Here is a 21,392-nt window from a genome sequence, read left to right as displayed (position 1 = left end):
AGGCTTAAGCTATCAGGCAGATTCTGCCAGAGCAAGCTCCTCACGCGGCTCGATGCGCTCGTTGCCGTTATACAGCCGCGCGTTTTGTAAGCCAACGAACAGGCGCTCGCCGCGATACGGCGCCTCATCGCCCGCCAGGACCACGGTCAGCGGCTCGTCATACCACCCTAATGGCTGCACGACTAATTGGGTGTAGTGCCCTTTCGGGCTGGCTTCCAGCACCTGTACCGGCAGCGGTGAATCAAGGCTGGTTCGACGGCTGATATCGACCTCCCACGGGCGCAGGAACAGATCGACCGGCCCCTGATACGCTGGGGTATAGCCCAACGGCCAGCGGTGGGCGCCAACGTGGAACTGTCCGCCGCGGACGGTGCCCTTCAGGCGGTTAACTTCGCCCATAAACTCCAGCACGAAGCGGGTAGAGGGTTCGCGCCAGACCCGTTCCGGGGCGTCGGCCTGCTCGATACTGCCCTGGCTCATGACCACCACGCGATCGGCGACTTCCATCGCCTCTTCCTGATCGTGAGTCACAAACACGCTGGTAAACTTCAGCTCTTCATGCAGCTGACGCAGCCAGCGGCGGAGCTCTTTACGCACCTGGGCATCCAGCGCGCCGAAGGGCTCATCAAGCAGCAGAATCTGCGGCTCAACGGCCAGCGCACGCGCAAGGGCCACGCGCTGTTTCTGACCGCCGGAAAGCTGCGCCGGATAGCGATCGGCAAGATGCGCCAGCTGCACCATTTCCAGCAGCTTCGTCACCTTGGCCTTGATCCCGGCGGCGTTCGGCCGTTCGCGGCGCGGCAGCACCGTCAGACCAAAGGCGATATTGTCGAATACCGTCATATGACGGAACAGCGCATAGTGCTGGAACACAAAGCCCACTTTGCGATCGCGCGCGTGCACGCGGCTCACGTCGGTGCCGTGAAAACGGATATGACCGCTGGACTGATTCTCCAGGCCGGCAATAATGCGCAGCAGCGTCGTTTTCCCGGAGCCTGACGGCCCCAGCAGCGCAACCATCTGTCCGGAAGGGATATCCAGCGAGATATCATTCAGCACCAGGGTGCGACCAAAAGATTTCTTAATATTGGCAATCTCAATGCTCATGATTTCCCTCCAGCTGCGCGCGTTTTTCCTGATTGGCCAAACGCCATTGCACCAAACTCTTCAAAAACAGGGTCAAAATAGCCATTAACGTCAGCAGGGCTGCGGCGGTAAATGAACCCACGGTATTGTAATCCTGCTCCAGCAACTCAATTTGCAGCGGCAGCGATAACGTCTCGCCGCGAATTGACCCGGAGACCACCGACACCGCGCCGAACTCGCCGATGGCGCGCGCGTTGGTCAGCACCACGCCGTACAGCAGCGCCCAGCGAATATTGGGCAGCGTCACCCGACGGAACATCTGCCAGCCCGACGCGCCGAGCAGAATCGCCGCCTCATCTTCGTTGCTGCCCTGGCTCATCATTACGGGCACCAGCTCACGCACCACAAACGGACAGGTCACGAAGATAGTCGCCAGCACCATACCCGGCCAGGCAAACATAATTTGCAGATTATGCTCATCCAGCCAGCCGCCAAGCGGGCCGTTGGAGCCGTAAAACAGCAGATAGACCAGCCCCGCCACCACCGGCGAGACGGCAAAAGGAATATCCAGCAGCGTCAGCAGAAGCTGGCGGCCAGGGAAAGTAAAGCGCGTCACCAGCCAGGCCAGCAGCGTACCGAATACCAGGTTCACCGGGACCGTAATCAGCGCAATCATCACCGTCAGCCAGATAGCGTGCAGCATATCCGGATCGGCGAGGTTTTGCAGGACCGGCATCAGGCCTTTACTAAAGGCCTGAACGAAGATGTAAACCATCGGCACGATAAGAATGAAGGCGGAAACCAGCATCCCGGCGCCAATCAAAAACCATTTACCCCAGTTGACGCGGGGCGTGTCATAACGCTTCAATTGAGTAACTTCCGCCATTAGTGACCTACCACACGTCGACCAAAGCGACTTTGCAGGGTGTTGATGGAAAACAGCAGCAGCAGCGAGGCGGCCAGGATCACCGAGGCAATCGCGCTCGCCGCCGGGTAGTCAAACTCCTGCAGACGTACAAAAATCATCAGCGAGGTAACTTCCGTTTTCCACGCGATATTTCCGGCGATAAAGATAACCGCCCCGAACTCGCCCAGGCTGCGGGTAAATGACAGAGCAACGCCGGCCAGCAGCGCCGGAGAAAGCTCCGGAAGCACCACTTTTCGAAAGCTCTGCAGACGCGTGGCGCCCAGCGTTTCCGCGGCCTCTTCATATTCAGGACCCAGCTCTTCCAGCACCGGCTGGACGGTACGCACCACGAACGGAATGCTGGTAAAAGCCATCGCCACCGCGATACCCAGCCAGGTATAGGTAACCTTGATATCAAACTGCGCCAGCCACTCGCCGTAAAAGCCGTTGACCGAAAACAGCGACGCCAGGGTCAGGCCCGCTACCGCCGTCGGCAGCGCAAAGGGCAGATCGATCAGCGCATCGAGCAGCGTACGGCCGGGAAAACGGTAGCGCGTCAGGATCCACGCCATCAGCAGGCCAAACACGCCGTTAAAAATCGAGGCCACAAAGGCCGACAGCAGCGTCACCTTATACGCGGCAACCACCTGCGGGTTGGTAACAACATCCCAGTACTGTCCCCAGCTCATCTGCGCCAGCTGCATCACCAGCGCGCTCAGAGGAAGCAGCAGAATTAAACAGACAAACAGCAGGCTGGTGCCGAGGCTCAGGGTAAAGCCCGGCAGCACGCGCTTAGAGGCAACAGCAAACATTACTTACGCCCCGCCGCCAACAGTTTGTCCAGCTCACCGCCGCTGGCAAAATGCGTTTTCATCACCTGCGGCCAGGAGCCAAACTTATCCTCGACGCGGAACAGTTCGGTCTGCGGGAATTTATCCTTCAGCGTTTCCATCACCTGCGGGTTGTTCACACGATAGTAGTAGTCGGTGATGATCGTCTGCGCCTGCGGGCCGTAGAGCCAGTTCAGGTAGGCTTTTGCCGCCTTCTCCGTACCGTTGGCTTTGACGTTTTTATCCACCCACGCCACCGGGAATTCGGCAAGAATATTGGTTTTCGGCACCACGACCTCAAATCCCTGCGCTTCATACTGCTTGCGGATATTGTTCACTTCCGATTCGAAGCTAATCAGCACATCGCCCAGCCCGCGTTCCGCAAAGGTGGTGGTCGCGCCGCGGCCGCCGGTATCAAACACTTCGACATTCTTCAGGAACTGGGTCATGAACTGCTCGGTTTTGGCTTTGTCGCCGCCGTCGGCTTTATCCGCTGCGCCCCATGCGGCTAGATAGGTGTAGCGCGCGTTGCCCGACGTTTTCGGGTTCGGGAAGATAAGCTTCACGTCGGAACGGACGAGATCGTTCCAGTCATGGATATTTTTCGGGTTACCTTTGCGCACCAAAAAGCCCATCGTCGAGTAGAACGGCGAGCTGTTATTCGGCAGGCGGCTTTGCCAGTCGGCCGGGATGAGGTTGCCTTTGTCATGCAGGATCTGCACGTCCGTCACCTGGTTATAGGTCACCACGTCGGCTTTCAGGCCCTGCAGGATCGCCAGCGCCTGCTTTGACGAGCCGGCATGGGACTGCTTAATCGTTAGCTTATCGCCGGCATTATCTTTGGCCCACTGCTGTTCAAACGGCGGGTTAAGGGCGGCAAACAGCTCGCGGGAAACATCGTAGGAACTGTTCAGCAATTCAGTCGCCTGAGCCTGCGCAACCAGCAGCACAGAAGCAGCCAGCGCCAGGTATCCTTTGTTCAGTGATTTAACGGCCATTGCGCACCCTTATAAGATTGATGACTTTCATATGGTCATAATATTTATAACGAGTACCAAAGGAGTAACGGTTTTATATACCGTTTGGCGATTTGGAAGTAGAAAAGAGAATAAGGGGTTTGAAAACCGCAGCCGGCGGCAAAGTTAAAGAGATGCAGGAGCCGATAGCCGCCCTCCCCGCGGGGGAGAGGGCGATGGCGCAGGAAGACCTACAGCGCCAGAATGCGCTCGACGGACGGCGCGAAGTAATAGCCGCCGGTCACCGGTTTGGTAAAGCGCAGCATGGCGTCGCGCTTGCCATCGGTATCGCCAAACATGCTCAGCAGCTGCTGTTCAATGTTATGGATACGGGCGCAGTAGGCGCAGAAATAGAGGCCGTGCGTGCCGCTGGCGGTACCGTACGGCAGGCTCTGGCGCACAATCTTCAGCCCTTTGCCGTCCTCTTTCAGGTCAACGCGGCTTAGATGCGAGGTCTCCGGGCGATCGTCGCCGTCAATCTCCTCATTGGCCTCTTTGGTCCGGCCAATCATCATCTCCTGATCCGGAACGCTCATGCGGTTTAGCTGCTTGAGGTTGTGCTCCCAGCGCTGAACAAAGACGTAGCTCCCGCCCGCATCGACGCCCTCTTTAATAATCGCGACCTCGCGACGCGTCTCTTCGCCGGCCGGGTTTTCGGTACCGTCGACAAAGCCGCTCAGGTCGCGCTCTTCGATCCAGCGGAAGCCGTGCACTTCCTCTTTGACGTCAACGACGCCGCCAAACGCCGCCATCGCCGCCTGGGCGACGGAGAAATTCACTTCATGACGAGCAGACAGGATATGAATCAGCAGATCGTACTGAGTCGATGGCGCCAGGCCCTTACCGTAAACGGGGAAGTCTTTTAACTCTTCGGCACCCACGCCGCCGCTCAGCTCGCGCCAGACGTTATTGCCAAAGGCAATTGCCGCCCCCAACTGCGCGTCCGGGAATTTCGCCTGAAAGGTGGCTAATTTATCGATAAAGTTTTTGCTGGCTTCACGCAGGGCGTTAACGTCCCCTTTAACATTGGCTTCAATCCAAATCGCCGCACGGCAATGTTCCGGCAAAATGCCGCTCTGAACCTGAGACATCGCTCCTCCTGAAATGAGACAACCACAACGCTGTGGCGCTTTAAACGCGCCTATTGTACGCGTTTTTTACCACCGTCGTGTCCCTCCAGATCAAATTAGCGGCGCCAGGTGATTTTCGCTATTTTCCAGTTTTTCAGCGTGTCGTCTGAAGGCATCAGCTCTTCCGGGCCGCTCCAGTGGCCGGTGAAGGCATAGCTAATATGCTGGCTCCCCTGCGCCTGACATTCGACCACGGCGCCGTTGTCGCTGCTGGCCTTCTGACAGTTGCCGAACGCTTTGCTGTACAGCTCGCTGAACGGAGTGCCTACCTGCACGCCGCTCTCGGTTTTAATCTCGCTGTCGCGCACGTCGATGCGGCTGATGGTGCCATTCTCGCCGTTAATCGTCATCACCACCTTGTCGTCCTTCAGCGCCTCAAAGTAGCGCACGATATTGCCGTTGGCGCTTTTCATACCGCTGCGCAGGCGGTAGCCGCCGCCGAGCGCGTCGCTGATGGCCTGTTCATTCAGCGGAGTGGCGGCCGTCAGCTTACCGACCCCCTGCTCGGTCACCTCCGTCGAGGAGCCGAACCAGTTCCAAGGCAAGGCCCCGGACCAGTTGACCGCGCTCATCGTGGAGCAGCCGGTTAACGCCAGCGGTAGCGCGCAAAGAAGTAAACGTAGCGATTTCATGAGATCGTCCTTTCCTGTTAATTTGACGCCTGTTGGAGTGCGGGATCGGCAAAAAGTGCCGTTAAACCTGCTCTTCCTGGAAACAGGCCCTCAGCCGACGGCTGCTCAGCAGCCACCACAGCGCATAAATATCCGCCACCAGCAGGCCGATGGTCAGCGTCGAAGGCGACTCGCCGCCCAGCCACAGCAGCGGCTGCCAGATAAGCAGCAGCGCCTGAGAGAGCGCCAGCAGCCAGCGTATAAGCGGCCAGAAGCGGGGAAAGCGCTGCCGCTGGCCGCTGACGATAAACGCCAGAACCGCCGGTATTCCGGGCAGCAGCCCAAGCCAAAAATTGTCGTGATCGGGGTAGAACAGATTCAGCAGGACGTCGCCCTGCTGCCGCGAAGCCCCGGCCATAATAAACAGCACCCAGGTCCGCGCCTGTAGCAGCAGGATGCACCAGAAGAGGAACGGCAGCCTTAGCCGGCCGTGCGCATCAAAATCGGCGGGGATTAGCTCAGTATTCTTCATCTTCAATCAAACGCTTACCCAAGCTGAGCACGTCCGCATATTCGTAACCAAGCCGTTCATACATGCCCTGTACGACCTCGTTGTCTTCGCGGATCATGATATTAATTTTCGGGCAGCCGCGGGCGGTGAGCTTTTTTTCCAGCCGGTTAAGCAGCGCATTGGCAATTCCGCGACCGCGATACTCCGGATGAACGCCGAGATAGTAAGCCGAACCGCGATGGCCATCGTAGCCGCCCATCACCGTGCCGACGACTTCACCGTTGACCTCGGCGACCAGAAATAAGCTGACATCGTGATTAACCTTACGTTCGATGTCCATTTCCGGGTCATTCCACGGGCGCAGAAGCTCGCAGCGCTCCCAGAGAGTTATCACCTCTTCAAAATCCTGCTGGCGAAAAACGCGTATCTCCATGGTATTCCCCATCTTTTAGGCATAAAAAAAGTGATTATGGCGTGATTACGCCCGATAGCCAATATCAGGCGAAATTAACCTCAAAAAATGACATAATATGACCTTGTCACGTATTGAAATGAAAAGTAAAACAATTCTTATTACGAAAGGTCGTAACGAAAAACACGATACGATATAACATTGGGTACCACTTGTTTGTAATTCAGGCCGAATGAGCACTTTTAAACCATTAAAAATACTTGCTTCGCGCCGCCAGGTGCTGAAAGCAGGACTGGCTGCCGTCACCCTTAGCGGGATTTCATCGCAGGCCAGCGCAAAAGAACAGCCGTTGACGACGTCCAACGGGCACAGTAAACCGGCGAAGAAAAAAGCGGGCGCGAAGCGCGTCGTCATGCTCGATCCGGGACACGGCGGTATTGATACCGGCGCTATCGGCCACAACGGCTCCAAAGAGAAACACGTCGTGCTGGCGATTGCCAAAACCGTACGCAGCATTCTGCGCAGCAACGGTATCGACGCGCGCCTGACGCGCACTGGCGATACCTTTATTCCGCTGTACGACCGCGTGGAAATTGCCCACCAGCACGGCGCCGATCTGTTTATGTCTATTCACGCCGACGGCTTCACTAACCCAAGCGCCGCCGGGGCGTCCGTTTTTGCCCTCTCCAACCGCGGCGCCAGTAGCGCGATGGCGAAATACCTCTCCGATCGCGAAAACCGAGCCGATGAGGTCGCGGGGAAAAAGGCAACGGCGAAAGACCATCTGTTACAGCAGGTGCTGTTCGATCTGGTCCAGACGGATACCATCAAAAATAGCCTGACGCTGGGCTCACATATCCTGAAAAATATTAAGCCGGTGCATAAGCTGCACAGCCGCAACACCGAACAGGCGGCCTTCGTCGTGCTGAAGTCGCCGTCGATTCCGTCGGTGCTGGTCGAGACCTCATTTATTACCAATCCGGGCGAGGAAAAGCTGTTAGGTACCACCGCGTTTCGGCAGAAAATCGCCAGCGCCATTGCCTCAGGCATCATCAGCTACTTCCACTGGTTCGATAACCAAAAAGCCCACTCAAAGAGACGTAAATGAAGCCCGACGTGCAACAGGTTAAACGCTATCTCCTCCAGCTGCAGGACGCTATCTGCCGGCAGCTCAGCGCCCTCGACGGCCAGCCGTTTAGCGAAGATAGCTGGCAGCGCGAAGGCGGCGGCGGCGGGCGTAGCCGGGTGCTGCGGGAAGGCGCTATCTTTGAGCAGGCCGGAGTCAACTTTTCTCACGTTCACGGCGACGCCATGCCGGCATCAGCCACGGCTCATCGCCCGGAGCTGGCCGGCCGCAGCTTTGAAGCGCTGGGCGTTTCGCTGGTGGTTCATCCGCGCAGTCCGTACGTGCCGACCAGCCATGCCAACGTGCGCTTTTTCATCGCCGAAAAGCCCGGCGCGGACCCGGTATGGTGGTTTGGCGGCGGTTTCGATCTGACGCCCTACTACGGTTTCGAAGAGGACGCTCGCCACTGGCACCGCACCGCGCGCGACCTGTGCCAGCCGTTTGGCGAAGCGGTCTACCCGCGCTATAAAAAGTGGTGCGATGACTACTTCTTCCTCAGGCACCGCAACGAGCAGCGCGGCATTGGCGGCCTGTTCTTTGACGATTTAAATACCCCGGACTTTGACCACTGCTTCAGCTTTATGCAGGCCGTTGGCAATGGCTACACCGATGCGTATCTGCCGATCGTTGAGCGGCGTAAAGCGATGCCGTACGGCGAGCGGGAGCGTCAGTTTCAGCTCTATCGCCGCGGGCGCTACGTGGAGTTCAACCTGGTGTGGGATCGCGGGACGCTGTTTGGCCTGCAGACCGGCGGGCGCACGGAGTCGATTCTGATGTCGATGCCGCCGCTGGTGCGCTGGGAGTATGACTACCAGCCGCAAGAAGGCAGCCCGGAGGCTGCCCTGAGTGACTTCATCAAAGTCAAAGAGTGGATTTAAACGCAGCCCCGGCCATCCGGGGCTGCGCTCATTACAGCGGCTGAGTTTGTGCTTCCACTACCGCCAGCGCCACCATATTGACAATGCGGCGAACGGAGGCAATCGGCGTCAGAATATGCACCGGTTTTGCCACCCCCATCAGCACCGGCCCAACGGTTACCCCTTCGGAGCTCGAAACCCGCAGCAGGTTGTAGCTAATACGCGCGGCTTCCATATTCGGCATCACCAGAATGTTGGCCGCCCCTTTCAGCGGGCTGTCCGGCATCCGATCGTGACGAATACTTTCGACCAGCGCGGCATCGCCGTGCATTTCGCCATCGATCATCAGATCCGGCGCGCTCGCCTTCACCAGCTCGAGGGTCTTGCGCATTTTGCTCGCTGACGGGCAGTTGGCGGAGCCGAAGTTAGAGTGCGACAGCAGCGCAACGCGCGGTTCGATACCGAAGCGGCGCACGCTCTCCGCCGCCATCAGGGCGATCTCGGCCAGCTGCTCCGGCGTCGGATCGTGGTTAACGTACGTATCGGCAATGAAGGTGTTACCGCTCGGCAGCAGCAGCGCGTTCATCGCCCCCGCCGTGTTCACGCCGTCGCGATAGCCAAACAGCGGCTGAATCACGGCGTAGTGCTCATGGTAGTCACCGATGGTGCCGCAGATCATCGCATCCGCCTCGCCGCGATGGACCATGATCGCGCCAATCACCGTGGTATTGCTGATGACCGCCCGCTGCGCCTGCTCCTGGGTGATGCCGCTGCGTTTCATCAGCTGGTAATATTCGTTCCAGTACTCTTTGAAGCGCGGATCGGATTCATTATTGACGATCTCAAAATCAACGCCGGCTTTAATCTGCAGGCCCAGCTTCTGAATGCGCATTTCGATAACGCTCGGGCGCCCCACCAGAATCGGCTTCGCCAGCCCCAGAGAGACCAGCTCCTGAGTGGCGTGCAGAACGCGCGTCTCCTCCCCTTCAGCCAGCACCACGCGCTTCGGCTCTTTGCGCGCCTGAGAGAAAATCGGCTTCATAAACAGGTTGGTTTTGTAAACGAACTCGCTGAGTTTCTCGATGTAGGCATCAAAGTCGGCAATCGGGCGCGTCGCCACGCCGGAGTCCATCGCCGCTTTCGCCACCGCCGGCGCGATCTTAACGATCAGCCGCGGATCGAACGGTTTCGGGATGATATATTCCGGCCCGAAGCTCAGATCCTGATCGCCGTAGGCGGAAGCCACCACTTCGCTCTGCTCAGCGTGCGCCAGTTCAGCAATCGCATGCACCGCCGCCAGCTTCATCTCTTCGTTAATCGCCGTGGCGCCGACGTCCAGCGCGCCGCGGAAGATAAACGGGAAGCACAGCACGTTGTTTACCTGGTTCGGATAGTCAGAACGGCCGGTACAGATAATCGCGTCTTCGCGGACCTGCTTCGCCAGCGGCGGCAGAATTTCCGGTTCCGGGTTAGCCAGCGCGAGGATCAGCGGCGCGCGGGCCATCTTTTTCACCATCTCAGCGGTCAGGACTTTCGGGCCGGAGCAGCCGAGGAAAATATCCGCCCCGTCGATCACGTCATCGAGGGTACGCTTGCCGTCGTCGTCCACCGCGTAAGCCGCTTTGGTCTCCGCCATATTTGGCTCACGGCCTTTATAGATCACGCCCTTGGAGTCGCAGACCACAATATTGTGTTTCTGCATTCCCAGCACCACCAGCAGGTTCATACAGGCGATAGCCGCGGCGCCCGCCCCGGAAACCACCATCCGCACGTCGGAGAGGTTTTTCCCGACCACCCGCAGGCCATTGAGAATGGCGGCGGTGCTGATAATGGCCGTACCGTGCTGATCGTCATGGAATACCGGGATATTCATGCGCTCGCGCAGCTTCTGCTCGATGTAGAAACACTCGGGCGCCTTAATATCTTCCAGGTTGATGCCGCCAAAGGTCGGCTCCAGCGCGGCCACCACGTTGATAAACTTATCCGGGTCCAGCTCATCAACTTCAATATCAAACACGTCAATGCCGGCGAACTTCTTAAATAAAACGCCCTTGCCTTCCATCACCGGCTTACCGGCGAGAGCGCCGATATTGCCCAGTCCGAGCACCGCGGTACCGTTGGAGACGACCGCAACCAGGTTGCCGCGCGCGGTGTATTTATAGGCGGCCAGAGGGTCTTTTTCGATCTCCAGGCAAGGCGCTGCTACGCCCGGCGAGTAGGCCAGCGCGAGGTCGCGCTGCGTCGCGAGGGGTTTGGTCGGCACGACCTGAATTTTTCCAGGGACGGGAAATTCATGGAAGTCGAGGGCGCTTTGTTTCAACTGCTCATCCATTTTATTGTTCCTTTCACGTATCGATCGTAGGGGGTGACGGGCAATGACTTTCCTGATGTCCACCCAAGGTGAGCTTAGTATCTCGCCTGACGGTTTTTCAAACTTTGAACACCGCCAAACTCTCGTCATCACAAAGGTATATTTGTTATCGATTTATAACATTTTTGTAACCTAGTTTCGCAGGCAATGATAGCCCTGTCTGCTATGCTTTTTAGTTATCCACCCTATAGCTTCCGCTACCATTCATCACAAAAAACTCATGCAACATATTGTTTCAGGAGTACATTATGTCCCGAAGAGAACTTGCCAACGCGATTCGCGCCCTCAGCATGGACGCAGTACAGAAAGCCAATTCCGGCCATCCCGGCGCCCCGATGGGCATGGCGGATATCGCCGAAGTCCTGTGGAATGACTTCCTCCAGCACAACCCGGAGAATCCGCACTGGTACGATCGCGACCGCTTTGTGCTGTCCAACGGTCACGCCTCAATGCTGCTCTATAGCCTGCTGCATCTGACCGGCTACGACCTGCCGATGGAAGAGTTAAAAAACTTCCGCCAGCTGCACTCTAAAACGCCCGGCCACCCGGAGCATGGCTACACTCCAGGCGTCGAGACCACCACCGGCCCGCTCGGCCAGGGCCTGGCGAACGCGGTCGGGATGGCGATTGCGGAACGTACGCTGGCGGCGCAGTTCAACCGCCCGGGACATGAGATAGTCGATCACCATACCTATGTTTTTATGGGCGATGGCTGCCTGATGGAGGGGATTTCTCATGAGGCCAGCTCGCTGGCGGGGACCCTGGGGCTGGGTAAGCTTATCGGGTTCTATGACCATAACGGCATTTCTATCGACGGTAAAACCGAGGGCTGGTTCACCGACGATACCGCCGAGCGCTTCAGGGCCTATCACTGGCACGTGATCGGCGATATCGACGGCCACGACCCGCAGGCGATTGAGCAGGCGATTCGCGAGGCGCAAAGCGTCAAAGATAAGCCGTCGCTGATTATCTGCCGCACCGTCATCGGCTTCGGCTCCCCCAATAAAGCCGGCTCCGAAGAGGCGCACGGCGCGGCGCTCGGGGAAAAAGAGGTGGCCTTAGCCCGCGAGAAGCTGGGCTGGAAATATCCCCCGTTCGAGATCCCCAAAGAGATTTATGACAAGTGGGATGCCCGGCCGCACGGTGAAAAAGCCGAACACGCGTGGAACGACAAATTCGCCGCCTATCGGCAGGCGTACCCCGAGCTGGCGGACGAACTTACGCGCCGGATGAACGGCGATCTGCCTGAAAGCTGGACCGAGATCGTCCGCGGCTACATCGCGAAGCTGCAGGCCAGCCCGGAGAAAATCGCCAGCCGCAAGGCCTCACAGAATGCGCTTAATGCCTACGGGCCCGCGCTGCCGGAGCTGCTCGGCGGCTCGGCGGATCTGGCGCCCAGCAACCTGACCATCTGGTCGGGCTCGACCTCAATTAAAGACGATCCGGCCGGCAACTATATCCACTACGGGGTGCGCGAGTTTGGTATGACCGCCATCGCTAACGGGATTGCCCTGCACGGCGGATTCATCCCCTACACCTCGACCTTCCTGATGTTCGTGGAATACGCGCGCAACGCGGCGCGCATGGCCGCGCTGATGAAGGCCAGGCAGATCATGGTTTACACCCATGATTCCATTGGTCTGGGGGAAGATGGCCCAACGCACCAGGCGGTTGAGCAGCTGGCCAGCCTGCGGCTGACGCCCAACTTCAGCACCTGGCGCCCCTGCGACCAGGTGGAAACCGCGGTCGCCTGGCGGGCGGCCATCGAGCGGCAGAGCGGCCCGACCGCGCTGATCCTGTCGCGACAAAATCTGGCGCAGATGGCGCGCACGCCGCAGCAGGTGGACGATATTGCGCGCGGGGGTTACGTGCTGAAAGATGCCGGCGGTAAGCCGGATCTGATCCTGATCGCCACCGGCTCTGAGATAGAAATTACCGCGCTGGCGGCGGAAAAGCTGCTGGCGAAAGGCGTCAATGTGCGGGTGGTTTCGCTGCCGTCAACCGACGTGTTTGATGCCCAGGATGCGGCATACCGGGAATCCGTGCTGCCGTCTGACGTCAGCGCCCGCATTGCCGTTGAGGCCGGGATTGCCGACTACTGGTATAAATACGTCGGCCTCAAGGGCGCCATTGTCGGCATGAGAAGCTACGGCGAATCGGCGCCGGCGGATAAACTGTTCCCGTTCTTTGGCTTTACCGTCGAGAATATCGTCAGCACGGCTGAAGGGCTGCTTAACGGGTGATCCACAGCGTAGGCCAGGCGTCTGGCCTCTGCCAGTTATCGCACTGCGGCTGCTGAGCAAAGCGTACCAGGCTAAACCGCTGGCCGTCATAACGCCAGCGGGTCTGGGTGCCGCAATCCCCCGGGCCGCGCCCCTTCTCAAGGGTTACCAGCTCGTGGCGCTGCTCGTCGATGCTGGCATTCATCAGCTCAATTTCGCGCTCTGCGCCGCCGGGCGGCTGGAAAGGCAGCGTCAGGCTCAGCGGACGAGCGACGTACGGCTGCTGGCGCGAAACCAGCCACGCCAGCCATACGGTGTTGTAAGCCCCCGCTTCACAGCTGAACATCAGCAGCACCTTCTCATCGGTTAGCGCGGTGACCCGCACCTCACGCAGGGAGGGGTCCAGCGAGCATGAGCTGTTGCTCATGCGCTCGTTGCCATAGTCCATCAGGTCATTCAGCTCATCGCGGCTCAGCGGCGATTGCGATACGTCGACTTTCGCCACCGTACGCAGCGCTGGCGCCGGAGGGACGCTGAGCGGCGGCTCTTCGCCTTTGCCAATCCAGGCCGTTTCGCTGCCTACCCGCTTCTGACGGCTGTCGATAAACAGCAGCGCCGCCTTCAGGCCCTGCAAGGAAATGGTCTGCAGGCCGTCCACCAGGCTAATCGCCTGCCCTTCCTGCACCTGCTGGAGAAAAGCGTCGATGGCGGCGCTATCGCCGGTTTTGAGCAGCTTATCGGCAACCTGCCAGCGCGTATCCACCAGCGCCAGCGGTTTACCATCAAGCAGAAGACGAGGGCCGATCGGCGCCAGCGCCGCCACCGGATTGCCGACCCCGCCCAGCTCAATGCGCAGGCTGGCATCGGTTGCCGCTCCGGCGCTGCGGCTGAGGGTCATCACCAGGCCATAGTGCAGCCCGACGTTGCGGGTTACGCAGAAGTTTTGATTATTACAGGTCACCAGCCAGTCGCTGAAAGTCTGCTGCACCGGTGCCGCCCACGCCAGCGACGTGGGTAACAGGCCGAAAAGCAGAACCAAGATAAGCCGATAAAACATGCGTGGTACAACCCCGGAAGATAGCGCGAAAAACAGCCGCTATCTTCCCCAGCGATACGCCTTTACTCAATCGGATTTATCAGATATCCCCGGCCATCAGCCCCGAAGCGTGCAAATATTGCAGCAGGATAACCGCTTTCCCATCGCGAATCTCGCCGCCAGCCACCATCGCAAGCGCCTCGCTGAAAGGCAGCTCCAGCACCTCAATCTCTTCATCATCCACCCCGCCGCCGCCGTTTTTACGCTGAGCATCGCTGTATTCGGCGATAAAGAAATGGATAAGCTCGGTGACGCCGCCGGGGGACATATACAGTTCGAACAGCTTGCGAACCTCTCCCACCTCGTAGCCGGTCTCCTCGATCGCCTCTTTGCGAATGCAGGCTTCCGGCTCGTCGTTATCCAGCAGCCCGGCGCAGGTCTCAATGAGCATCCCGTCTTCGTTACCGTTCACCCAGGTGGCGACGCGGAACTGGCGCACCAGCACCACGCTTTGCTTACGCCGGTTGTAGAGCAGAACCGTTGCGCCGTTGCCGCGATCGTAAACCTCGCGCTTATGGCGAACCACGCTGCCGTCGCCGCGCGTCAGCTCGTAGGTCATATTGCGCAAAACGAACCAGTTTTCGGAGAGGATTTTATCTTTAATGACGTTGATATTGAGTGACATACGACCCCGCAGCAGAGAATGACGCTGTCATACTACGCTGCGGAGTCCGCTTTGTCGTTAGCAGGGAGGAATCGATTTTAGGCCGAGGAAATCGATGATCCCCTGCGCCGCATGGCGGCCCTCCGCCATCGCCGTCACCACCAGGTCGGCTCCGCGAACCGCATCCCCGCCGGCAAAAATCTGCGGATGGCTGGTCTGATAGCGGTAGCGGCTTTCAACGTGAGCGCGGATCCGCCCGCGGCTGTCCAGCTGTACGCCGGCGGACTCCAGCCACGGCATCCCGTGCGGGTGAAAACCAAAGGCCATAATCACCGCATCCGCCGGCATAACGAATTCGCTGCCCGCAATCGGCGACGGAGTGCGGCGCCCCTGCGCGTCCGGTTCGCCGAGCCGGGTTCGCAGGAAGCGCACCCCGTTGACCCGCCCGTTGGCATCCAGCTCCAGGGTCACAGGCTGAACGTTGAATTCAAATACCGCCCCCTCTTCCCGGGCATTTTTGACCTCTTTTTTCGACCCCGGCATATTGGCTTCGTCCCGGCGGTAGGCGCAGGTAACCTGCTTCGCGCCGTGACGCAACGCGGTGCGCACGCAGTCCATCGCCGTATCGCCGCCGCCCAGCACCACCACATTCAGTCCGTGGGTATCGATATAGGGCTCCGCCGCCAGCTCGCTCAGCCCCATCACCTGTTTAGTATTGGCAATCAGAAACGGCAGCGCGTCGTACACCCCGGGGGCCTCCTCATTCGGCAAACCCGCTTTCATCGAGCGATAGGTCCCGGCGCCGATAAACACCGCGTCGTAGTCGTCCAGCAGCGCGTCGAGGGGAAGATCTTTGCCCACCTCGCAGTTCAGCTCAAAGCGCACGCCCATTGCGCTAAAGATCTCCCGCCGTCGGGAGAGCAGCGATTTATCCAGCTTAAAGGCGGGAATACCGAAGGTGAGCAGGCCGCCGATTTCCGGGTGACGGTCAAACACCACCGGCTGCACGCCGTTACGCACCAGCAGATCTGCGCAGGCGAGCCCGGCAGGGCCGGCGCCGACAATCGCCACCTTTTTCCCGCTGGCAACGACCTGCGAAAGATCCGGCCGCCAGCCGCCAGCCAGCGCCTGGTCCGAAATATAGCGTTCGATGTTGCCGATAGTGACCGCGCCATGTTCATCACGCAGCGTGCAGGCTCCCTCGCACAGGCGATCCTGCGGGCAGACGCGGCCGGTGATTTCCGGCAGGCAGTTGGTCTGGTGGGAAAGCTCAACGGCGGCGGTCAGATCGCCGGCCTTGACCCGTTCAATCCACTGCGGGATGTGGTTGTGCAGCGGGCAGGTCCATTCGCAGATGCTGTGCTCGCCGCACTTCAGGCAGCGCCGCGCCTCCTGCTGCGCCTGGGCTGCGCGAAGCGGCAGATAGATTTCAGAGAAATGCGTTTTACGCTGCGCTGCCGCGAGCTTGTCGGCTTCCGCGCGCGGCGGCGTCGCCGCCATCTGCTCGACCTTATCGCCAGGTTCAGACAGCCTGAGGTCTGCGGAATGGCGATGCCACGGCCGGGCGTCCAAGCAGGCGGCCCGCAGGCGTCGTCGTTTCGCCAGGCTGAGCAGCGTCTCTTCCCCTGCCAGCTGCAGCGCCTGCGCCGGACAGTTTTGCACGCAGGCCGGCCCCACTTCGCGATCGCGGCACAGATCGCACTTGTGCGCGGTCGCCTTCACTTTTCCCGCCGGCAGCGGCGTAAGCACGATTTGCATGACCCCAAACGGGCAGGCCACCATGCAGGATTTACAGCCGATACATTTTTCCTGGCGCACCTGTACGCTGCCGTCAACCCGGCTTATCGCACCGTTCGGACAGCTGCGGGCGCAGGGCGCGCCTTCACAATGGTGACACGTTATGGCGTTACATTTTTTCTCGCCTTTGATGACGACAATTCGTGGCAAAAAGCGGCGTGCGGTCAGGACGTGCTGCTCATCGTTATGCGCCATGACGCAGGCCACTTCGCAGGCCTGGCATCCGATGCATTTGTGGCTATCGCTCAAAATAAAGTGGTTCATGGCATCCTTCCGTCTTCCCGGTAAATAACCATGCGGTTAGCATAGCTATTAATTACCCGACAAGGTGGGACGGAAACAATGTTCATTTGCCCAGGATAGCGCTTATCTGGCGATAATCCGTTTTGGATCAAATTTTTTGACTTAAATGAAATAACGTTTTACTTATTCAGGCGATAATCAATCAGGGCGCAAAAGCGATAAAACGTGTTTACTTCCGGCATCAATTGCGAAAGGGTAGCGCCATGAGCAGGCCTTGGGTAAAGAGGCAGAACACTTCTTTACCGTGCCGTAAAAGGCACACGATAAATTACACTATCTCCTTAATTTCTCCACGATTGCCTGCAGGCTTACCGCTAGAGTGTCACAGGCTGTGCAATAACAAAAAATGTACAAAATGAGGTCCTAATCCTGATGGCGAATTTCTTTATCGATCGCCCCATTTTTGCGTGGGTACTGGCAATTCTTTTGTGCCTGACCGGAACGCTCGCGATTTTATCACTTCCCGTTGAGCAATATCCCGAGCTGGCGCCGCCGAACGTGCGGATCACCGCCAACTACCCCGGCGCCTCCGCGCAAACGCTGGAGAATACCGTCACCCAGGTTATCGAGCAGAATATGACCGGCCTCGATAACCTGATGTACATGTCATCGCAGAGCAGCGCCACCGGCCAGGCGACGGTCACCCTGAGCTTTACCGCCGGAACCGACCCCGATGAAGCGGTGCAGCAGGTGCAAAACCAGCTGCAGTCGGCGATGCGTAAACTGCCGCAGGCGGTGCAAAATCAGGGCGTCACGGTGCGTAAAACCGGCGATACCAACATACTGACCCTCGCTTTCGTCTCCACCGACGGCAGCATGGATAAGCAGGATATTGCCGACTACGTCGCCAGTAACGTCCAGGACCCCCTAAGCCGCGTCAACGGCGTCGGCGATATCGATGCCTATGGCTCCCAGTACTCAATGCGTATCTGGCTCGATCCGGCGAAGCTCAACAGCTACCAGATGACGGCGAAAGACGTCACCGACGCCATCGAATCGCAGAATGCCCAGATTGCCGTAGGCCAGCTGGGCGGCACGCCGTCGGTTGATAAGCAGGCGCTTAACGCCACCATCAACGCCCAGTCGCTGCTGCAGACGCCGGAGCAGTTCCGCGATATTACGCTGCGCGTTAATCAGGATGGCTCGGAAGTAACGCTCGGTGACGTTGCCAGCGTTGAGATGGGGGCCGAAAAATACGATTACCTCAGCCGCTATAACCGCCAGGCGGCATCGGGGCTGGGCATTAAGCTCGCCTCCGGCGCCAACGAAATGGCAACAGCCGAACGGGTAATTACCCGCCTGGACGAGCTTTCGCAGTATTTTCCGCATGGCCTGGAGTACAAAATCGCCTACGAGACCACCTCGTTCGTTAAGGCATCGATTACCGATGTGGTGAAAACGCTGATTGAAGCGATCGCGCTGGTATTCCTGGTGATGTACCTGTTCCTGCAAAACTTCCGCGCCACGCTGATCCCAACCATTGCCGTCCCGGTCGTTTTAATGGGCACCTTCGCGGTGCTCTATACCTGCGGCTACAGCATCAACACCCTGACGATGTTTGCTATGGTGCTGGCGATCGGCCTGCTGGTGGATGACGCCATCGTGGTGGTGGAGAACGTCGAACGTATCATGAGCGAGGAGGGGCTCTCGCCCCGGGAAGCGACCCGCAAATCGATGGGGCAGATCCAGGGCGCGCTGGTGGGCATCGCTATGGTGCTGTCGGCGGTGTTCATACCGATGGCCTTCTTCGGCGGCACCACCGGCGCCATTTACCGCCAGTTCTCAATCACCATTGTTTCCGCGATGGTGCTGTCGGTGCTGGTGGCGATGATCCTCACCCCGGCGCTGTGCGCCACCCTGCTCAAACCAATTCATAAAGGCGAACTGCACGGGCAGAAAGGCTTCTTTGGCTGGTTTAACCGCATGTTTGATCGTAACGCCAGCCGCTACGAATCTTCGGTCGGTAAAATTCTGCACCGTTCGCTGCGCTGGATAATGATCTACGTCCTGCTGCTGGGGGGGATGGTGTTTCTGTTTATGCACCTACCGACCTCGTTCCTGCCGCAGGAAGATCGCGGGATGTTCACCACCTCGGTGCAGCTTCCCGCCGGCGCTACGCAGCAGCAGACGCTGAAGGTGGTGCAGAAAGCCGAAGACTACTTCCTCAATAACGAGAAGGCCAACGTCGAATCGGTGTTCGCCACCATCGGCTCCGGCCCGGGCGGAAACGGCCAGAACGTGGCGCGAATGTTCGTGCGCCTGAAGGATTGGGACCACAGGGACCCCACCAGCGGTTCTGCCTTCGCCATTATCGAACGGGCGACTAAAGCGTTTAACAAAATTAAAGAGGCGCGCGTCTTTGCCAGCAGCCCGCCGGCCATCAGCGGGCTGGGCAGCTCTGCCGGCTTCGATATGGAGCTCGAAGACCACGCCGGCAACGGACACGATGCGCTGATGGCCGCCCGCGACTCCCTGCTGGAGCTGGCCGCCAACAATTCTCAGCTGACCCGCGTGCGCCACAACGGCCTTGACGATAGCCCGCAGCTGCAGATTGATATCGATCAGCGCAAAGCGCAGGCGCTGGGCATATCGATTGATGACATCAACGATACGCTGCAAACCGCCTGGGGTTCGAGCTACGTGAACGACTTTATGGACCGCGGCCGGGTGAAAAAAGTCTACGTCCAGGCGGAGGCAAAATATCGCATGCTGCCGAACGATATTAATCTGTGGTACGTGCGCAACAGCAGCGGCACGATGGTGCCCTTCTCGGCGTTTGCCAGCTCGCGCTGGGAAACCGGCTCGCCGCGGCTGGAGCGCTATAACGGCTACTCGGCGGTCGAAATCGTCGGCGAAGCCGCGCCGGGCGTCAGTACCGGTACGGCGATGACGATTATGGAAGAGCTGGCGCAGCAGCTGCCGAACGGCTTCGGCCTCGAGTGGACGGCGATGTCGTATCAGGAGCGCTTATCCGGTGCCCAGGCCCCGGCGCTGTACGCCATCTCGCTGCTGGTGGTCTTCCTGTGCCTGGCGGCGCTGTATGAGAGCTGGTCGGTACCGTTCTCCGTGATGCTGGTGGTGCCGCTGGGGGTCATCGGCGCCCTGCTGGCAACCTGGATGCGCGGTCTTGAGAACGATGTTTACTTCCAGGTAGGGCTGCTGACGGTTATCGGCCTGTCGGCGAAGAACGCCATTCTGATCGTCGAGTTTGCCAATGAGCTCAATGAGAAAGGAGAAGACTTACTGGCTGCGACGCTCTCAGCCTGTCGTCAGCGCCTGCGGCCGATTCTGATGACCTCGCTGGCCTTTATTTTCGGCGTGCTGCCGATGGCGACCAGCACCGGCGCAGGTTCAGGTAGTCAACATGCGGTCGGCACCGGGGTGATGGGCGGCATGATCTCCGCCACCGTTCTCGCCATCTTCTTCGTGCCGCTGTTCTTTGTGCTGGTGCGGCGCCGCTTCCCGCTAAAAGAACGCCCGCAATAACCTGCGGCCGGCGCGAGGCCGTATCGTCGCGCTGGAATAACAAAAAAGGCGACCAGAAGCGTCGCCTTTTTTATGTGTTCAGATCCACTGCATCGTTATTTTAGCAGTTGGAATACCCTGCTCACATTGCGGAATTTATTTACGAAGCATGCCTTCGATAAAATCTTTCCAGTTCCCTAGTTCATGTTCAATCATAATAGCCTCTCTTATTATTATGGGTGATTTTATGTAAATTCATCGGTTATGGGAAGTTGTTTGCCACTATCGCTTTGATTGCTTGATGGCCACTGTCAGGATAGCTATCGCTGATTTGCAGCTACTATGACCCTGCCAGGGTAAATTTAATGTGATACATAGCAATATTTTGCAATATCAGACTCGTCCTCAGGCATTGACCGTCTACGGCGGAAGAGGCCAGAATTTCAGCGCGCGAGCGTCGTCACAATCCTGCGCAAGAGATGAATATTTAACCAACCTATAAGCATGGTTATATATTGCCGGCAAAAAATTACATTTATTAAAGCGATTCACGTATTATTCCCTATCGGCTTATATATACCCGAAATAACTCAAGTTTCAGGATGCTAACGGACAGGCCGCCGGGTACGGCGTGAGTATATTCGGAAAAATCTGCGTTCCGCGCTTAATTCAATGAAAAAGGTTTCATTATGCTGACCATGTACGGGATAAAAAACTGCGACACCGTTAAAAAGGCCCGCCGCTGGCTGGAGGCTAACCAGGTTGAATACCGCGTCCATGATTATCGCGTCGATGGGCTGGAGCGTGAATTATTAGATACGTTTATTGCTGAACTGGGTTGGGAAGCCCTGCTCAACACCCGCGGCACTACGTGGCGTAAGCTGGATGAATCGGTCCGCTCCCGCATCGATAACGCCGATGCCGCCGCCGGGCTGATGCTCGAAATGCCGGCGATCATCAAACGCCCATTGCTCTGCGCGCCCGGTCAGCCTATGCTGCTGGGCTTCAGTGAACTCACTTATAAGAAGCTTGTTAACGAGGTATAGTC

At 58.4% G+C, this 21,392-nt stretch carries 17 protein-coding genes and 1 pseudogene; 5 read left to right on the top strand and 13 right to left on the bottom strand.

What is annotated here, in order from left to right; translation table 11 throughout:
• Positions 1–12: 12 nt before the first annotated feature.
• From cysA to GO007_RS12610, 8 genes are all read right to left on the bottom strand, one after another.
• Positions 13–1,107 (bottom strand): sulfate/thiosulfate ABC transporter ATP-binding protein CysA, encoded by a 1,095-nt coding sequence (cysA, locus tag GO007_RS12645; RefSeq protein ID WP_095100410.1) that lies wholly within the window; start codon positions 1,105–1,107, stop codon positions 13–15.
• On the bottom strand, positions 1,097–1,972 hold the full coding sequence (cysW, locus tag GO007_RS12640) for a sulfate/thiosulfate ABC transporter permease CysW (protein ID WP_095100408.1): 876 nt from the start codon (positions 1,970–1,972) through the stop codon (positions 1,097–1,099). Before cysW ends, cysA begins: the two co-directional genes overlap by 11 nt.
• Positions 1,972–2,805, bottom strand: coding sequence for a sulfate/thiosulfate ABC transporter permease CysT (gene cysT / locus GO007_RS12635; RefSeq protein ID WP_095100406.1), 834 nt, complete (start codon positions 2,803–2,805; stop codon positions 1,972–1,974). Before cysT ends, cysW begins: the two co-directional genes overlap by 1 nt.
• The gene (locus tag GO007_RS12630; RefSeq protein WP_095100404.1) at positions 2,805–3,821 is read right to left on the bottom strand and encodes a sulfate ABC transporter substrate-binding protein; all 1,017 of its coding nucleotides are present in this window, start codon (positions 3,819–3,821) and stop codon (positions 2,805–2,807) included. The genes cysT and GO007_RS12630 overlap by 1 nt, the downstream gene beginning before the upstream one ends.
• Before the next feature lie 209 nt (positions 3,822–4,030).
• Entirely contained in the window at positions 4,031–4,930 is a 900-nt protein-coding gene (locus GO007_RS12625; protein WP_095100402.1) for a Dyp-type peroxidase, read from the bottom strand.
• A gap of 95 nt (positions 4,931–5,025) precedes the next feature.
• Entirely contained in the window at positions 5,026–5,601 is a 576-nt protein-coding gene (locus tag GO007_RS12620) for an RpoE-regulated lipoprotein (RefSeq protein ID WP_095100400.1), read from the bottom strand.
• Between the two features lie 61 nt (positions 5,602–5,662).
• On the bottom strand, positions 5,663–6,112 hold the full coding sequence (locus tag GO007_RS12615; RefSeq protein WP_095100398.1) for a DUF2919 domain-containing protein: 450 nt from the start codon (positions 6,110–6,112) through the stop codon (positions 5,663–5,665).
• Positions 6,099–6,524 carry a GNAT family acetyltransferase gene (locus tag GO007_RS12610; RefSeq protein ID WP_041146662.1) on the bottom strand — a complete coding sequence of 142 codons (426 nt, stop codon included), beginning with the start codon at positions 6,522–6,524 and terminating at the stop codon, positions 6,099–6,101. The genes GO007_RS12615 and GO007_RS12610 overlap by 14 nt, the downstream gene beginning before the upstream one ends.
• Positions 6,525–6,735: 211 nt before the next feature.
• Here GO007_RS12610 and amiA point away from each other — a divergent pair, with 211 nt between their 5' ends.
• Together amiA and hemF are read left to right on the top strand one after the other, a co-directional pair.
• A complete protein-coding gene (gene amiA / locus GO007_RS12605; RefSeq protein WP_095100396.1) occupies positions 6,736–7,611 on the top strand; it encodes an N-acetylmuramoyl-L-alanine amidase AmiA in 876 nt (291 codons plus the stop codon).
• Positions 7,608–8,507: an oxygen-dependent coproporphyrinogen oxidase gene (gene hemF / locus GO007_RS12600; protein ID WP_095100394.1), complete on the top strand. Its 900-nt coding sequence runs from the start codon at positions 7,608–7,610 to the stop codon at positions 8,505–8,507. The genes amiA and hemF overlap by 4 nt, the downstream gene beginning before the upstream one ends.
• A gap of 31 nt (positions 8,508–8,538) precedes the next feature.
• Here hemF and maeB read toward each other — a convergent pair whose 3' ends face one another.
• On the bottom strand, positions 8,539–10,818 hold the full coding sequence (maeB, locus tag GO007_RS12595; RefSeq protein WP_095100392.1) for an NADP-dependent oxaloacetate-decarboxylating malate dehydrogenase: 2,280 nt from the start codon (positions 10,816–10,818) through the stop codon (positions 8,539–8,541).
• 287 nt (positions 10,819–11,105) lie between these two features.
• On the opposite strand from maeB, the gene tkt reads away from it, so the two are divergent.
• Entirely contained in the window at positions 11,106–13,100 is a 1,995-nt protein-coding gene (gene tkt, locus GO007_RS12590; protein WP_095100390.1) for a transketolase, read from the top strand.
• Here tkt and GO007_RS12585 read toward each other — a convergent pair.
• The 3 genes and pseudogenes from GO007_RS12585 to aegA form a co-directional block, all read right to left on the bottom strand.
• The gene (locus tag GO007_RS12585; protein WP_095100387.1) at positions 13,090–14,136 is read right to left on the bottom strand and encodes a DUF1176 domain-containing protein; all 1,047 of its coding nucleotides are present in this window, start codon (positions 14,134–14,136) and stop codon (positions 13,090–13,092) included. The two genes, tkt and GO007_RS12585, sit on opposite strands and share 11 nt — an antisense overlap.
• A gap of 66 nt (positions 14,137–14,202) precedes the next feature.
• Positions 14,203–14,800, bottom strand: a pseudogene (nudK, locus tag GO007_RS12580) (GDP-mannose pyrophosphatase NudK).
• A gap of 57 nt (positions 14,801–14,857) precedes the next feature.
• Positions 14,858–16,840 carry a formate-dependent uric acid utilization protein AegA gene (gene aegA, locus GO007_RS12575; RefSeq protein ID WP_095100384.1) on the bottom strand — a complete coding sequence of 661 codons (1,983 nt, stop codon included), beginning with the start codon at positions 16,838–16,840 and terminating at the stop codon, positions 14,858–14,860.
• Positions 16,841–17,251: 411 nt separating this feature from the next.
• Between aegA and acrD the strand changes: the two genes are divergently transcribed.
• On the top strand, positions 17,252–20,365 hold the full coding sequence (gene acrD, locus GO007_RS12570) for a multidrug efflux RND transporter permease AcrD (RefSeq protein ID WP_095100382.1): 3,114 nt from the start codon (positions 17,252–17,254) through the stop codon (positions 20,363–20,365).
• Positions 20,366–20,500: 135 nt separating this feature from the next.
• Here the strand turns inward: acrD and ypfM are convergent, their stop codons facing one another.
• Positions 20,501–20,560 carry a protein YpfM gene (gene ypfM, locus GO007_RS12565; RefSeq protein ID WP_100181659.1) on the bottom strand — a complete coding sequence of 20 codons (60 nt, stop codon included), beginning with the start codon at positions 20,558–20,560 and terminating at the stop codon, positions 20,501–20,503.
• A 473-nt stretch (positions 20,561–21,033) separates the two neighbouring features.
• On the opposite strand from ypfM, the gene GO007_RS12560 reads away from it, so the two are divergent.
• Positions 21,034–21,390 (top strand): ArsC family reductase, encoded by a 357-nt coding sequence (locus tag GO007_RS12560; RefSeq protein WP_095100380.1) that lies wholly within the window; start codon positions 21,034–21,036, stop codon positions 21,388–21,390.
• Positions 21,391–21,392 lie beyond the last annotated feature (2 nt).

Source organism: Klebsiella sp. 10-1 (genome assembly GCF_009758445.1).
GTDB classification, from domain to species: domain Bacteria; phylum Pseudomonadota; class Gammaproteobacteria; order Enterobacterales; family Enterobacteriaceae; genus Klebsiella; species Klebsiella scottii.
The sequence above is the reverse complement of the archived record's forward strand: the minus strand, read 5'-3'. Positions and strand labels throughout refer to the sequence as shown.

Excerpts from the sequence above, each read along its gene's own strand:
- GO007_RS12630 (WP_095100404.1), bottom strand. The coding sequence starts at position 3,821 with ATGGCCGTTAAATCACTGAACAAAGGATACCTGGCGCTGGCTGCTTCT.
- acrD (WP_095100382.1), top strand. The coding sequence starts at position 17,252 with ATGGCGAATTTCTTTATCGATCGCCCCATTTTTGCGTGGGTACTGGCA.
- GO007_RS12610 (WP_041146662.1), bottom strand. The coding sequence starts at position 6,524 with ATGGAGATACGCGTTTTTCGCCAGCAGGATTTTGAAGAGGTGATAACT.
- GO007_RS12625 (WP_095100402.1), bottom strand. The coding sequence starts at position 4,930 with ATGTCTCAGGTTCAGAGCGGCATTTTGCCGGAACATTGCCGTGCGGCG.
- cysA (WP_095100410.1), bottom strand. The coding sequence starts at position 1,107 with ATGAGCATTGAGATTGCCAATATTAAGAAATCTTTTGGTCGCACCCTG.
- GO007_RS12585 (WP_095100387.1), bottom strand. The coding sequence starts at position 14,136 with ATGTTTTATCGGCTTATCTTGGTTCTGCTTTTCGGCCTGTTACCCACG.
- GO007_RS12615 (WP_095100398.1), bottom strand. The coding sequence starts at position 6,112 with ATGAAGAATACTGAGCTAATCCCCGCCGATTTTGATGCGCACGGCCGG.
- tkt (WP_095100390.1), top strand. The coding sequence starts at position 11,106 with ATGTCCCGAAGAGAACTTGCCAACGCGATTCGCGCCCTCAGCATGGAC.
- GO007_RS12560 (WP_095100380.1), top strand. The coding sequence starts at position 21,034 with ATGCTGACCATGTACGGGATAAAAAACTGCGACACCGTTAAAAAGGCC.
- hemF (WP_095100394.1), top strand. The coding sequence starts at position 7,608 with ATGAAGCCCGACGTGCAACAGGTTAAACGCTATCTCCTCCAGCTGCAG.
- cysW (WP_095100408.1), bottom strand. The coding sequence starts at position 1,972 with ATGGCGGAAGTTACTCAATTGAAGCGTTATGACACGCCCCGCGTCAAC.
- aegA (WP_095100384.1), bottom strand. The coding sequence starts at position 16,840 with ATGAACCACTTTATTTTGAGCGATAGCCACAAATGCATCGGATGCCAG.
- maeB (WP_095100392.1), bottom strand. The coding sequence starts at position 10,818 with ATGGATGAGCAGTTGAAACAAAGCGCCCTCGACTTCCATGAATTTCCC.
- amiA (WP_095100396.1), top strand. The coding sequence starts at position 6,736 with ATGAGCACTTTTAAACCATTAAAAATACTTGCTTCGCGCCGCCAGGTG.
- GO007_RS12620 (WP_095100400.1), bottom strand. The coding sequence starts at position 5,601 with ATGAAATCGCTACGTTTACTTCTTTGCGCGCTACCGCTGGCGTTAACC.
- cysT (WP_095100406.1), bottom strand. The coding sequence starts at position 2,805 with ATGTTTGCTGTTGCCTCTAAGCGCGTGCTGCCGGGCTTTACCCTGAGC.